Source organism: Paenarthrobacter sp. 4246 (assembly GCF_040546855.1).
Taxonomy (GTDB): Bacteria; Actinomycetota; Actinomycetes; order Actinomycetales; family Micrococcaceae; genus Arthrobacter.
The window spans coordinates 362,000-374,754 of record NZ_JBEPOP010000005.1 but is presented as its reverse complement, the minus strand read 5'-3'; the positions used below and the strand labels follow the sequence as shown (position 1 = coordinate 374,754).

Below are 12,755 nucleotides of genomic sequence, written 5' to 3'. Positions count from 1 at the left end.
TTTACAGGCTACCGAGTCTGCTCTCTTTTAGCTGAATTCCAGCCTGTTCACATGTCCATGAGACACAATGGGGCTATGTCAAACATTTTTGGTGCCCCCAAAGCCGTTGAGGAAGCCCGCAGCGTCCCGCAAGGTGACACGGTGGGCTCATACACCTCGTATTTGGATGCCCAAAAGGCGGTGGATTACCTCGCGGACCAGCAGTTCCCTGTGCAGCTTGTGTCGATCGTGGGCAACGACCTCAAAATGGTAGAGCGGGTGACTGGCCGGCTGAGTTATCCGAGGGTGGCATTGTCCGGTGCTTTGAGCGGCATGTGGTTTGGCCTCTTTGTTGGCGTGATGCTCTCCTTCTTCACACCGGCAGGTGGGCCATTCTCCATCATCACTTCAGTGCTGATGGGTGCTGCGTTCTTCATGCTGTTCGGGATCGTCACGTACGCCACCCAACGCGGAAAGCGTGACTTCACCTCCACCAGCCAGGTGGTGGCCACCAACTATGACGTTATCGTTGCCGTCGAAGCAGCCCACGAAGCCCGCCGGCTGCTCCAGCAACTGCCTATGAACCCGTCGCAGGCGGCCACGGCGCAGCCCGCCAACTACAACCCGCAGAACGCCCCGCTTCAGCAGCCCGGCCAGGCGCCTGAGCGGCCTTCCACCTGGAACGACCCCTATGGCCAGCGCGGACCCGAATCAACCGCGGGCGTTCCTGAGGGCCAGAACGTACCTGCCGGGAACCAGGCGCCCGTACCCCAGCCGGCACCGGCAGCCGTTCGCTACCCGGACCTCCCTGACGGCCGTCCGCAGTACGGCGTCCGAGTCACCGACGCCCAGAACGCACCGCAGAACGCGCCGCAGGAGGACGGACAACAGCCCGGCTCCGAGGGTTCTTCCAAGCAGTAGACTCTCTGCCACTTATTTCAGCTGACCAGCGCAAAGGGAAGGCCACCGGGGATCCGGTGGCCTTCCCTTTGCGCTGTAGTCGTGTTGAAAGCGGAGCCGCTTAGCCCTGCGCGTCCTGGTAGATACCTGCCATCCATGACTCGACGTCGTCGGCCTTGCGCGGCAATGCGGCGCTAAGGTTCACGGGGCCGTCCGCGGTCATGAGGATGTCGTCTTCTATCCGGACGCCGATCCCGCGGTATTCCTCCGGAATGGCAAGGTCCTCGTTCTTGAAGTAGAGGCCTGGCTCGATGGTGAACACCATGCCCTCGGTGAGGATCCCATCGAGGTAGAGCTCGCGCTTGGCCTGGGCGCAGTCGTGGACGTCAAGGCCAAGGTGGTGGCTGGTACCGTGCGGCATCCAACGGCGGTGCTGCTGGCCTTCGGGGCTGATGGCTTCATCCACTGAAACGGGCAACAGGCCCCACTCAGCGAGGCGCTCGGCCAGGACCGTGGTGGCGGCCGTGTGGATGTCGCGGAACTTCACGCCCGGCTGGGCAGCTGCGAATCCGGCGTCGGCGGCGTCCAGTACGGCTTCATAGATCTTGCGCTGGACATCGGTGAACGTGCCGGTGACGGGCAGGGTACGGGTGACATCCGCGGTGTACAGGGAATCGGCTTCCACCCCGGCATCCAGAAGCAGGAGTTCGCCGGCGTTGACGGTACCCGAGTTGCGGTTCCAGTGGAGGACCGTGGCGTTGTTGCCGGACGCTGCAATGGTGTCGTAGCCGAGCTCGTTGCCTTCCTCACGGGCGCGGGCAAAGAAGGCGCCTTCAACAACACGCTCACCACGGTTGTGTGTCAGGGCGCGGGGAAGGGCGCGGACGACGTCGGCGAAGCCCTCCACGGTTGCCGCGACGGCGATCTTCATCTGCTCGATTTCCCACTCGTCCTTGATCAGGCGCAGTTCGGAAAGTGCTTCACTGAGCTTTTCGTCCAAGGCATCCAGTTCACCGAGGTCCAGCGTTTCGGGATCCTTGGCAGTGTTGTACCGGGCGGTGTCCACCAGGGCATCGATGTTCTCATCCACCTTGCGGGCCAAACGAATGGAGATGCCACCGATTTCGGGTGCTCCCACGTTCTTGGTGATGGCCATTTCCAGTTCGGAGATGTGTGCGGTGGGCAGGCCGAGCCTGGCTTCGAACTCGGCCAGGGTGGGACGGGCGCCGATCCAGAACTCGCCTGCGCGGGAGTCCGCATAGAACTGTTCGGTATCGCGGCCGGCCAGCGGACGGAAGTACAGCGTGGCGGTATGGTGACCGCCGTCGTCGCCCTTTCCTTCAGCCACCGGCTCCAGGATGAGGACGGCGTCAGGCTCGTGGTCCAAACCCAAACCGGTGAGGTGGGCAAATCCGGAGTGCGGGCGGAAACGGTAGTCGCAGTCGTTGGATCGGACCTTCAGCGGACCAGCCGGGATGACCAGACGTTCGCCTTTGAACTGTTCTGAAATAGTACGACGGCGGCGGGCAGCGTGGTCTGCAACGGCGTCACGCGCAGGGGTCACCTGCGGGGCAGGCGCCCAGTTGCTGGCCATGAACGCCTTGAAGGCATCTGATGTGGGCCGTTGCGAGCGGTTGTTGACACGCTCCTGCAGCGGCTGGGAGGACGAGTTTTGGGTGTTTTCGGCATCGTTCACCGTTACATCGTCCCACCAGTTCGTTGAGGAGGCCAACGGCGCAACCCGCCAAGCTCGCCCGCATCCCCTAGGCTGGGAAAGTGAGGATAGACCTGCATGCGCACTCCAACGTTTCCGATGGAACCGAGACACCCGCCGGGGTGATCATTTCTGCTGTCACGGCAGGCTTGGACGCGGTGGCGCTGACCGACCATGACTCCACGGATGGCTGGGATCCGGCCGCTGCGGCCGCCCGCGAACATGGCATCGCCTTTGTTCCGGGAATGGAGATCTCCTGCCGGACGGAACAGGGCATCAGTGTCCACTTGCTGAGCTACCTGCATGACCCCGCCCATGCGGGTCTGCTGGAGGAAATCACCAAATCCAAGGATGCCCGCCTTACCCGTGCGGAGCACATGGTCACCCTGTTGTCCGAGGACTACCCGTTGACCTGGGACGACGTCATCCATCACGTGGCTCCGGGTGCCACCGTGGGGCGCCCCCATATTGCGGATGCCTTGGTCGCTGCCGGCGTCGTTGCCGACCGCTCGGAGGCATTCACCTCCATCCTCACCTCACACTCGCGATACTTCGTTCAGCACTACGCACCCAACCCTGCGGTCGCCGTCGAGCTTGTCCGTGCCGCAGGCGGCGTTCCCGTCTTCGCCCATCCTGTGGCGTCTTCGAGAGGACGCATCGTGGGGGAGCGGACCTACCGGGAGATGATTGATGCCGGCCTGCTGGGGCTCGAGGTTGAACATCGTGACAACCCCGAGGAGGGACGCGACTTCCTGCGCATGTTGGCTGCAGAGCATGGCCTGCTCATCACTGGATCCTCCGATTATCACGGAGCGGGGAAACCGAACCTGTTGGGCGAGAACACCACCTCGCCCGCGGTTCTGGCCCGGATTGAGGAGATGGCAACAGGCAGCACGGTGGTTCGTTGAGAGGGGTCCTTTAGTGGATTTGCAGCTGCTCGCCTCGGTGATTGTCACTTTGTTCGTGATCATGGACCCACCGGGTACCGTCCCGATCTTCATGTCCTTAACGGCCCAGATGTCGGCCAAGGACCGGAACCGCTCCGCTTTCCAGGCACTGCTGGTGGCCACCGGCGTCATTGTGGTGTTCGCGATCTTCGGCCAATCAATCCTCAATTACATGCATATCTCGCTGGCGGCCTTGCAGGGCGCTGGCGGCCTGCTGCTGGTGCTCATTGCCCTTCAGCTACTGACCGGTTCCACCAGCGGCGAGGAAAATGCGGCCAAGTACAAAAATGTGGCGTTCGTTCCGTTGGGGACGCCACTTATGGCTGGACCCGGTGCGATCGTTGCCGTGATGGTCTTCGTTCAGCAGTCCAGCCAGCTGTCCGAGTACCTAGCCGTGGGGCTGGGGATTGCCGTGGTTCTGGGCTCGTTGTACCTGGCGATGCGCTTCGCGGGCGTGGTGCAGCGCGTGCTGGGCGAAAACGGCGTGGAGCTTGTCACCCGGATTGCCGGTCTGCTTCTGTCGGCCATTGCCGTGCAAATGATCGCGGACTCCGTGACGGCCTTCGTGAAGGGCGTCGCCTGAGCACGCCCGGCCTGGCGGGCTAGAGGCTGGTTGGCTGGATCTCGTGGAACACGGCCTTGCTGCCCAGCCGTTTGCGCATGACGTCGATGGCCTGTTCGTTCTGGTCGACACACACAAAGTTGCGGCCGAGCTTCGCTGCAACGGCACCGAGGGTCCCTGATCCGGCGAAGAAATCGAGGCACCAGTCACCTTCGCGGCTGGATGCAGAAACGATCCTCCGGATCAGGCCTTCGGGTTTCTGGGTAGGGTAGCCGGTCTTCTCACGGCCGGTGGGGGAAACGATGGTGTGCCACCAAACATCAGTGGGCAGCTTGCCGAGCTCGCGCTTGGCAGGAGTCACCAGGCCGGGAGCCATGTACGGTTCCCGGTCCACTTCTGCGTTGTCGAAGTGGTACTTGGTGGGGTTCTTTACATACACCAGAATGTTGTCGTGCTTGGTGGGCCAGCGGTTCTTGGCGCGTGCACCGTAGTCGTAGGCCCAGATGATCTCGTTAAGGAAGCATTCCCTGCCGAAGATGGCGTCCAGCATCACCTTGGCGTAGTGCACCTCCCGGTAATCGAGGTGCAGGTACAGGGTGCCGTCGTCTGACAAGAGCCGCCACGCCTCGACGAGTTTGGGTTCCAAGAAGGACCAATAATCGCTGAAGGCGTCGTCGTAGCTGTGAAGGGCACCCTTGATGGTGTCGTAGGAACGGCCCTTGAAACCGACGCGATCGCCGTCGCCGTCCGCGTTGCGGACCATGCGGGTTTCCTGGCGGCGCTGCACCCGGCCGGTGTTGAAGGGCGGGTCGACGTAAATGAGTGTGAAGGCGCCGTCCGGCAGCGTAGGGAGGAACTCCGCGTTGTCCGCGTGCACCACCACATTGCCGCCGTCCGGCGCCCAAACGGTTTCAGTCATTGAGGGTTTTAGCCCTCGGCGCTGCCGGACTGGGCAGCTGCGGTCTCACCGGAAACCACTTCGCCGTTGCGGCGGCGCGTGCGGGTACGACGCGTCCTGGCAGGCTTGTCTGCGGCGTCGGCCGTGGCGGCGCGGGACTCCGACGCACCGGCAGCGGGGGCTGCTTCGGCATCGGAGGTACGACGGCGGCGCGTACGGTTGCGGCCGCCCTCGCCCTTGGATTCGCTGGAGTCCGAGTCATTGGACTTGGCTTGACGTCCGCGGCCGCCATCGCGTCCACGGCCGCCATCGCGACCGCCGTCGCGGCTTGAGCCTGAGCGTGCGTTCTTCTTGCCGGTCTCGCCCAGGTCCTCAAGGACCTCCGCGTCGACGCCGGCGAGGACACGCTTGTTGCGGGGCAACCTGCCCTTGGTGCCCTCGGGGATGTCCAGGTCTGCGTACAGGTGCGGCGAGGATGAGTACGTCTCCACCGGTTCCGGAACGCTCAGTCCGAGTGCCTTGTTGATCAGGCCCCAGCGCGGCATGTCGTCCCAGTCGACGAACGTGACAGCGGTGCCCTTATTGCCCGCGCGGCCGGTACGCCCAACACGGTGCAGATAGATCTTTTCGTCTTCCACGCACTGGTAGTTGATGACGTGCGTGACGTCGTCCACATCGATGCCGCGGGCGGCAACGTCAGTGGCCACCAGGACATCGACCTTGTTGTTGCGGAAAGCACGGAGGGCTTGCTCGCGGGCGCCCTGGCCGAGGTCGCCGTGGATGGCGGCAGCGGCAAAACCGCGGTCGACGAGTTCCTCGGCAACCTTGGCAGCAGTGCGCTTGGTCTTGGTAAAGATGATGGTCCGTCCGCGGCCGCGTGCCTGGAGGATGCGGGCTACTACTTCAGACTTGTCCATGCTGTGCGCACGGTAGATCAGCTGACGGATGTCGCGCTTGGTCAGGCCTTCGTCGTCCGGATCTGCAGCCCGGATGTGGGTGGGCTGCGTCATGTAACGGCGTGCCATCGCAATCACCGGGCCGGGCATCGTCGCCGAGAAGAGCAGCGTCTGCCGAACGGCGGGGGTGCCGGCGATCAGGGTCTCAACGTCCGGAAGGAAGCCGAGGTCCAGCATTTCGTCAGCCTCATCAAGAATCACCATCTTGACGTTCTTCAGGCTCAGGTGCTTCTGCTTGTAAAGGTCGATCAAACGGCCCGGGGTACCGACCACGATTTCGACGCCCTTCTGCAGGGCATCGACCTGGGGCTCGTAGGCGCGGCCACCATAGATGGTGGCGATGCGGGCATTGCGCTTGCGTGAAGCGGTCTGGAGGTCGTTGGCAACCTGCACCGCGAGTTCACGCGTGGGAACAATCACCAAGGCCTGAGGTGCACCCGGGACGGCAAGTTTCTCGTAGCCGGCGTCGTCGCGGCCGGCTACCCGCTGGAGCGCGGGAATGCCGAAGCCCAACGTCTTGCCAGTGCCCGTCTTGGCCTGGCCGATGATGTCGTGGCCGCTCAGGGCCACCGGCAGGGTCATCGCCTGGATGGGGAAGGGGTGGGTGATCCCGGCATCGGCCAAGGACTCAACGATGTCAGCGCGGACGTTGTAGTCGGCGAACGACTTTTCTTCGATCTCGTGGGGCTTTTCATCCGAGACGATCGTTTCCTCGGGTTCGAGAATTTCGGTTCCGGTTGGGTCGGTCAGGACTTCATGGGTGTGCAATTCACTCACAGGGAGTTTCCTTATTCATTTAGGCATTGGCGCTGCGTGCTCAACGGGGGCTGCGAAGCCGTACCGGAGCACGAACTGGCGCGCAAGCATATCCAGTGGAAGCCGATCGCGGGCTATCTAAGTACTGGCACTGGTGACCAGTTGGTACATCTCAAGATCGCGTAGGGGCGGGCTTGTTGACTTCAAAAATTAACTGAATCAACGACCGGGCATCCATTACTACTCGCCCAGTCTATCCTCTGGGAGCCATAAAGCCCGGATCATGGGTTCAACAGGGTCAGCGCTGCAGCACGAACCTGATCTCCCGGCTGGCAATATCCGCCGTGACAAGGCGTACCCGCACCTTGGTCCCGGACTCCAACTCGCCGTCGCAACGTGCGGTGACGGCCGGTTCTGCGATCTGGACGACGCCGTATGGACCGCTCCCGTTTCCGTTGGCTTTATTGCCATTGGCTCTATTGCCACTGCTGTTTCCATTGGAAGGCTTGGACCCTGAAATCACCACGGCGTCGAACTCCTGGCCCACGTGGTTGGCTACCAGTGCCGCTTCCACGGTGTCCAGTGCCGCACGCTCAAGCCGTCCAGCCACTTGGTCAGAGGCTGCCATGATCTCCGGCAACGAGGGGAGGGCATCACGGGCCCAGCGGGGAATGTCCTTATTGTTACTGAGGGCCTCGCAGATGACCAGGACAAATCTGTCAATGAGGCGTCGCAGCGGTGCTGTGGTGTGGGCATAGGGAGCCCCGATGGCCGCTTGGATCACTGTGTCAGGCACCTCGCCGTCGAAGGGCGTGTAACCGGCGCCCCTGAACAGCGTCCCGGCCGAGTGCAGGATGGCCAGCTGCTTGGGGTCGGACGCATCCAAGGTGCGCAAGTACTCGCCATAGCTGACCTGGCCGTCCCACGGTTTGCCCAGCGCGGTGGTTTGCCGCTTGAAATGCTGCAGTGAGCGTTCGTCCGGGGCCGGCATGGTGCGGAGGATGCCCACTTTCCCTTCCAGCATCAATTGCGCGGCCGCCATCCCGGTCATCAGAGAGATCTGCGCGTTCCAGTCTTCCACCGGCAAAGACGGGGCTGCAACGATCCTGTACCCGCCGCCGTCGGTCGCCTGGACGATTTCCTGTTCCGGCATATTCAGGCTGGCGCCCCCACGCAGCCTCTCCAGTTCCACCCGTTTCAGCCCGACTTCCTTGAGGAGCTGAAGAACGGACGGGGCAGTGCCGTCGTCGATCTGCTGTTGGGCACCCTTGTAGCTCAGCTTGGCCCGGCTGCGGACGGTGGCCCGGGCAACGCTCACGCTGAGGACTTCTGCAGTGGCGTCGAGGTCGAAGGTCCATACAAAAGCACTGCAGTCCTGCTCGGCCAGGAGGCTGCCGGCGTTTTCGCTGATGACCTCCGGATGCAGGGGGATGCGCCCGTCAGGAGCGTAGAACGTCTGCCCGCGTTGTCGGGTCTCGGCATCCAAGGCCCCTCCGGGAGCCACGAAGGACGGCACGTCGGCGATGGCATAGAGAACCTTGTAGCCGTCTCCGGCACGATCAATGAACAAGGCCTGGTCAAGGTCAGTCGACGTAGCGGGGTCAATGGTGACAAAGGGGATCTCCCGCAAGTCCTGGTCCGGAAGCTTGAGGTTTTCCACGGCCCGCTGTGCCTCTTGGACTGCCTCGGCCGGGTACGAAGTGGGGAGTTCCAGCTCCGATCTCAAGGCCGCAAGGGCTGCAGCGAGCTGGTCCGACGAATCGTCGACGTTGGGCGCTATCCGGTGATGTGACACGAAAATCAGCGTAGCCCGAAACCTGCGGATAGTCTTGGCTTCCGCACGCGAAAGCCCGCTGCCCCAGGGGGCAACGGGCTTTCAGCACAGCTGGCATGGCCAATCCGGCAGTCAGCTGGCCGGGGTCAAAGTGAAGGTGGCTGCCTTGTCCCCGAAGTCATTGTTGATGACCACCGTGGTGGGACCGTTCTTGATGTCGAAGGCAATGACGCCCTGCTGTACGTCTCCGGCGGCGACATCGCCGGAGCTTAGACCGCCCAGACCGTTGTCCAGGAAGATCCGGTCGCCCTCTTTGCCGTCAGCATCGAAGGCATCGAAGTTGCTGGGCGCGGCGAAGCTGGATCCGGCGGTGGTCTCCCAGGAAACCTCCAGCAGGAGGAACCCGCCATTGAGCGGCTTCATGTAAGCCATTTCCGGGATCTCGGTGGTGTATCCGGAGTTAAGGACGGTGACCTTAACGGTGTTGCCCTCGGACACCGTGACCTCGAAGGAATTGCCATCAGTGGCAGTGCCCTGGGAGGGGGCAGGTGCCTCTTGTGAGGCCGAGGGGGCGGCGGGGACGGGCGTGGCCTGTCCTTGGACCGCAGCAGCCACCAGCGTCAAAGACAACACCGTGGACACGATTCCAACAACCAGGCCGGCGAACCATACGACGAGCGTGATGATCCAGGCCTTCTTCTTGTTTTCCGGATAACCCAGCAGCGGGCGGCCTTCCTTATCCCGCGCATTGCCGGTCAGCGTGATGATGAGGTCCACGATGGACCAGATGCCGAGTCCGCCCGCTGTGAGCAGCTTGGCAATACCGGTGCCGATCTTTCCCAGGTAAAAACGGTCGACGCCGAGGCCACCCAGAAGCAACGACAGGATCCAGGTGACCATGAAGGACTTGGCGGGAGTGCCCATGCCGGGAGCGTCATAAGGGCCGGAACCCGGGGCCGGTTGGTACGTCTGCGGTCCGCTTTGGTACTGGTTGCCGAAAGCACCGGGTGCAGGGGGTACTGGTGGAGCGCCGTCCCCGTTGTGGGGCGCGGGCGGATAGCTCGGGTTACTCATGGAACATCCTTCAGGGGAGTGGGTGCGAGGAGGAGGACACGCGGCCTGCGGGCAGGCCTGACAGTCGGCTCACTCCCAGCCAGCCTAGTAGGACCACGTCGGCTCGCAGCAAATCTAGCCGGACGGGGCGTGGATGGCCGGGGATAGTCTTGGATCATGGGCACTTCCCGGGACGTCTTAACTTCTGCCGGACAACTCGCCGCGGAGCTCCTGGGCGCCATGGCCTACGGCGAGTTGTCGGCTTTCGGCCGGCTTTCGTCCGATTCCCGATACGCACCCACGCTCCATGACCGGTCAATGCTGGCAAAAATTGCCGTCGGCGCGTACGGAAACTTCGCGCTGCTGAGCGATCGGCTCGCGGAAATGGGCCTCGATCCTGAGGAAACCATGCTGCCGTTCCAGCGTTCCTTTGACCACTTCCATGAACGTACCAGGCCCGGGGACTGGTTCGAATCCGTGATGAAGGCGTACGTCATCGACACCGTCTCCTCGGACTTCTACCGGGCTGTCGCCACTTTCCTCGATGCAACAACGCAGCAGTTCGTTGACCGGGTAGCCTCTCCCGACCAAGCAACCGAGGTACTTCGTGTCCTGCTGCGGCGGGCCTTGGCCGATGACCCAAGACTGGCCTCACGCCTGGCGTTGTGGGGCCGCCGGCTGGTGGGGGAAGCGCTGACGCAGGCGCAGAGGGTGGGCATGGAGCACCCACAGTTGGGGCCAACCCTAAAAAGTGGTGGCGATGCCCGCGCCGCAGTTAAGAGACTGACAGGCGAGCTCGCCGAGCGGCATTCACGCCGGATGACGGCCTTGGGTCTCACCGCATGACGGCTTGACCGGGCTTGTGCCTGAAAGGCCTTCACGGCCGGGCTCAGGCGGCGTCCAGCGCCTCCAGCAGCGACTTGGCAGCCGTCGTCGGATCCGTAGCTTCGGTGATGGCGCGCACAACGACGATCCGGGTGGCTCCCGCGGCCCGTACCTGCTCCACGTTGCTGAGATCGATCCCACCGATGGCGAACCAAGGCAGGTTCACGGCACCGCCGGTGGTCTCGTCTGCACGCTTGCTCGCTTCTGCGGCATATGTGACCAGGTCCAGGCCCACGGCTTCGCGGCCGGGTTTGGTAGGGGTTGCCCAGACGGGGCCCACACAGAAATAGTCAAGGCCGCCCCGGCCTGGTGATGCCGCGATGGCGGCATTCACCTGTTCGGGGGAGTGGGTGGAGAGGCCGATCGTGACGGGCTCCGGAAGCAATGTCCGGGCCACCGTCAACGGGAGGTCCTTTTGCCCGATGTGGAACACTGGAGCCCCGGAAACATTGGCAACATCGGCGCGATCGTTGACAGCCCAGAGCCGTCCGTGACGCTGCGCAACTGCCCGCAGGACCGCCAGCAACTCCAATTCCTCGGCAGCTTCCAGGGTCTTGTCGCGCAACTGGATGATGTCTACGCCTCCCTCAAAAGCGGCGTCCACAAAGTCTTCAAAATCGCCCTGCCGTTTCCGGGCATCAGTGCACAGATACAGGCGGGCGGTGGCGAGGGCATCAGTCGGGGTCATGGAAACCAGAGTAGTTCCTCTAAACTGGGCACGTACTGCGGGAGCCGCGACGTTCGCTTTATGACTGTCCGGCTGAGAGGGCTTCAGCGCCGACCGCTTGACCTGATCCGGCTAGTACCGGCGTAGGGAAGGAAACGCGCTATGGCAGATCCCCGCCAAACCCCGCTCCAGGCCGACGTGGCCGTCATTGGCGGTGGCGTCATCGGCCTCGGTATTGCCCACGAAGCACGGCGACTTGGCCGCTCCGTGGTGGTGATCGACCCCGCACCGGCTTCGGGAGCTACGTTCGCTGCCGCCGGAATGCTTGCCCCCGTGAGCGAATTGCACTACCAGGAGGAAGATCTCCTGGACGTGATGCTTGAATCGTCCCGGCTGTGGCCGTCCTTTGCAGAAAGCCTGACCCGCGGAGGGGAAGACATCGGTTACCGGACGACGCCGACACTCGCCGTGGGTGCCGATGCCGCGGACCGCAGGGCGCTGGCAGACCTTCGTGCGGTGCAGCTTGCTGCAGGCCTGGGGGTTGAGCCGCTGTCCTTGCGCGACGCCCGGGATCGCGAACCCCTCCTCAGCCCCCAAATTTCCAGTGCCTTCGACGTTCCCGCCGACCATCAGGTTGATCCCCGCAAGCTGGCGGCAGGCCTCCTCTCGGGATTGGCACGCCACGCGGCCAGCGACTCCACTTGGGTTTCGGGCGCCGACGATGGGTTTGCCGTGACTTCCACGGCGTGCAGATTGCTCTGGGACGGAGGGCGGGTCTCAGGAGTGGAACTCGAGTCCGGTGCCGCTGTCCACTCCACCGAAACGGTGGTCGCCAACGGACTGGGTGCGGCAGACCTGGAGGGGCTCCCCGACGGGCTCAGCCTTCCCCTGCGGCCGGTATATGGCGACATCCTCAGGCTTCGGGTGCCTGAACACCTCCGGCCCCTGCTCACCTCCACCGTCCGTGGGATGGTCCGCGGAGTGCCCGTCTACATCGTGCCCCGGGACGACGGCACGGTGGTCATCGGAGCCACCCAACGCGAGGACGGACTGTCGGCATCCTCCAACGCGGTCTCAGCCGGGGGCGTCTACCAGTTGTTGCGGGACGCCCAGGCCCTGGTCCCAGCAGTGGCGGAACTTGAGCTCCTCGAAGCAACGGCCCGGGCCCGCCCCGGCACTCCGGACAACGCCCCGTTGCTTGGGCGGGTCGCTGGCCCCAAGGGGGATGTTGATGGGCTGGTGATCGCTACAGGATTCTTCCGGCATGGTGTGCTCTTGACGCCCGCGGCCGCACGGATCGTGGGCGGGCTGATCAACGGCTCGTCGGAACCCCGGTGGGCACCATTGCGCCCGGACCGCTTCGCGGACACTTCATCCACAGCGCGGGCGCTTACGCCGGCACACGCTCCCAGCAAGGAAACAGCATGAACATCAAACTCAACGGATCCGATCACGCCGTGCCGGAGGACGCTTCAGTCAGCACCCTGGTCACGGCCGTCACCGGCCGCGTCCTGGACCACCGCGGACAGGCAGCCGACGGCGGCAAGTTGGGCGTCGCCGTCGCCCGCAATTCCGAGGTGGTGCCGCGCAGCCAATGGTCCGCAACGGCGCTCGCCGACGGAGATGAACTCGAACTTGTTACCGCAGTCCAAGGAGGCTGACAT

General features: G+C 63.6%; 12 protein-coding genes and 1 riboswitch. Of the genes, 6 read left to right on the top strand and 6 right to left on the bottom strand.

The window, feature by feature from the left end; translation table 11 throughout:
* Positions 1-75: 75 nt before the first annotated feature.
* The gene (locus ABIE35_RS12065) at positions 76-900 is read left to right on the top strand and encodes a YflT domain-containing protein (RefSeq protein ID WP_354515173.1); all 825 of its coding nucleotides are present in this window, start codon (positions 76-78) and stop codon (positions 898-900) included.
* Positions 901-1,000: 100 nt separating this feature from the next.
* On the opposite strand, the gene ABIE35_RS12060 is transcribed toward ABIE35_RS12065, so the two are convergent.
* The gene (locus tag ABIE35_RS12060; RefSeq protein ID WP_354515171.1) at positions 1,001-2,575 is read right to left on the bottom strand and encodes an aminopeptidase P family protein; all 1,575 of its coding nucleotides are present in this window, start codon (positions 2,573-2,575) and stop codon (positions 1,001-1,003) included.
* Positions 2,576-2,655: 80 nt separating this feature from the next.
* Between ABIE35_RS12060 and ABIE35_RS12055 the strand changes: the two genes are divergently transcribed.
* Both ABIE35_RS12055 and ABIE35_RS12050 read left to right on the top strand, forming a co-directional pair.
* The gene (locus tag ABIE35_RS12055; RefSeq protein ID WP_354515169.1) at positions 2,656-3,501 is read left to right on the top strand and encodes a PHP domain-containing protein; all 846 of its coding nucleotides are present in this window, start codon (positions 2,656-2,658) and stop codon (positions 3,499-3,501) included.
* A gap of 13 nt (positions 3,502-3,514) precedes the next feature.
* A complete protein-coding gene (locus tag ABIE35_RS12050) occupies positions 3,515-4,123 on the top strand; it encodes a MarC family protein (RefSeq protein WP_354515167.1) in 609 nt (202 codons plus the stop codon).
* 19 nt (positions 4,124-4,142) lie between these two features.
* On the opposite strand, the gene ABIE35_RS12045 is transcribed toward ABIE35_RS12050, so the two are convergent.
* The 4 genes from ABIE35_RS12045 to ABIE35_RS12030 form a co-directional block, all read right to left on the bottom strand.
* Entirely contained in the window at positions 4,143-5,021 is an 879-nt protein-coding gene (locus tag ABIE35_RS12045) for a DNA-methyltransferase (RefSeq protein ID WP_354515165.1), read from the bottom strand.
* Positions 5,022-5,029: 8 nt separating this feature from the next.
* Positions 5,030-6,733, bottom strand: coding sequence for a DEAD/DEAH box helicase (locus ABIE35_RS12040; protein WP_354515163.1), 1,704 nt, complete (start codon positions 6,731-6,733; stop codon positions 5,030-5,032).
* 277 nt (positions 6,734-7,010) lie between these two features.
* Positions 7,011-8,507, bottom strand: a complete 1,497-nt coding sequence (locus tag ABIE35_RS12035) for an RNB domain-containing ribonuclease (RefSeq protein WP_354515161.1) — start codon at positions 8,505-8,507, stop codon at positions 7,011-7,013.
* A gap of 111 nt (positions 8,508-8,618) precedes the next feature.
* Positions 8,619-9,560, bottom strand: coding sequence for a TM2 domain-containing protein (locus tag ABIE35_RS12030; protein ID WP_354515159.1), 942 nt, complete (start codon positions 9,558-9,560; stop codon positions 8,619-8,621).
* Positions 9,561-9,716: 156 nt separating this feature from the next.
* On the opposite strand from ABIE35_RS12030, the gene ABIE35_RS12025 reads away from it, so the two are divergent.
* A complete protein-coding gene (locus ABIE35_RS12025; RefSeq protein ID WP_354515157.1) occupies positions 9,717-10,385 on the top strand; it encodes a ferritin-like fold-containing protein in 669 nt (222 codons plus the stop codon).
* Positions 10,386-10,428: 43 nt separating this feature from the next.
* Here ABIE35_RS12025 and thiE read toward each other — a convergent pair whose 3' ends face one another.
* Positions 10,429-11,112 (bottom strand): thiamine phosphate synthase, encoded by a 684-nt coding sequence (thiE, locus tag ABIE35_RS12020; RefSeq protein WP_354515156.1) that lies wholly within the window; start codon positions 11,110-11,112, stop codon positions 10,429-10,431.
* 27 nt (positions 11,113-11,139) lie between these two features.
* Positions 11,140-11,258: riboswitch (TPP riboswitch) on the top strand.
* On the opposite strand from thiE, the gene thiO reads away from it, so the two are divergent.
* Both thiO and thiS read left to right on the top strand, forming a co-directional pair.
* Entirely contained in the window at positions 11,254-12,519 is a 1,266-nt protein-coding gene (thiO, locus tag ABIE35_RS12015) for a glycine oxidase ThiO (protein WP_354515154.1), read from the top strand. It overlaps the preceding riboswitch by 5 nt.
* The gene (gene thiS / locus ABIE35_RS12010; RefSeq protein ID WP_089595669.1) at positions 12,516-12,752 is read left to right on the top strand and encodes a sulfur carrier protein ThiS; all 237 of its coding nucleotides are present in this window, start codon (positions 12,516-12,518) and stop codon (positions 12,750-12,752) included. The genes thiO and thiS overlap by 4 nt, the downstream gene beginning before the upstream one ends.
* The last annotated feature ends 3 nt before the right edge of the window (positions 12,753-12,755 follow it).

Bases quoted from the DNA above. Each gene is read 5' to 3' on its own strand.
- ABIE35_RS12065 (WP_354515173.1), top strand. From the start codon at position 76: ATGTCAAACATTTTTGGTGCCCCCAAAGCCGTTGAGGAAGCCCGCAGC.
- ABIE35_RS12045 (WP_354515165.1), bottom strand. From the start codon at position 5,021: ATGACTGAAACCGTTTGGGCGCCGGACGGCGGCAATGTGGTGGTGCAC.
- ABIE35_RS12030 (WP_354515159.1), bottom strand. From the start codon at position 9,560: ATGAGTAACCCGAGCTATCCGCCCGCGCCCCACAACGGGGACGGCGCT.
- ABIE35_RS12025 (WP_354515157.1), top strand. From the start codon at position 9,717: ATGGGCACTTCCCGGGACGTCTTAACTTCTGCCGGACAACTCGCCGCG.
- thiE (WP_354515156.1), bottom strand. From the start codon at position 11,112: ATGACCCCGACTGATGCCCTCGCCACCGCCCGCCTGTATCTGTGCACT.
- thiO (WP_354515154.1), top strand. From the start codon at position 11,254: ATGGCAGATCCCCGCCAAACCCCGCTCCAGGCCGACGTGGCCGTCATT.
- thiS (WP_089595669.1), top strand. From the start codon at position 12,516: ATGAACATCAAACTCAACGGATCCGATCACGCCGTGCCGGAGGACGCT.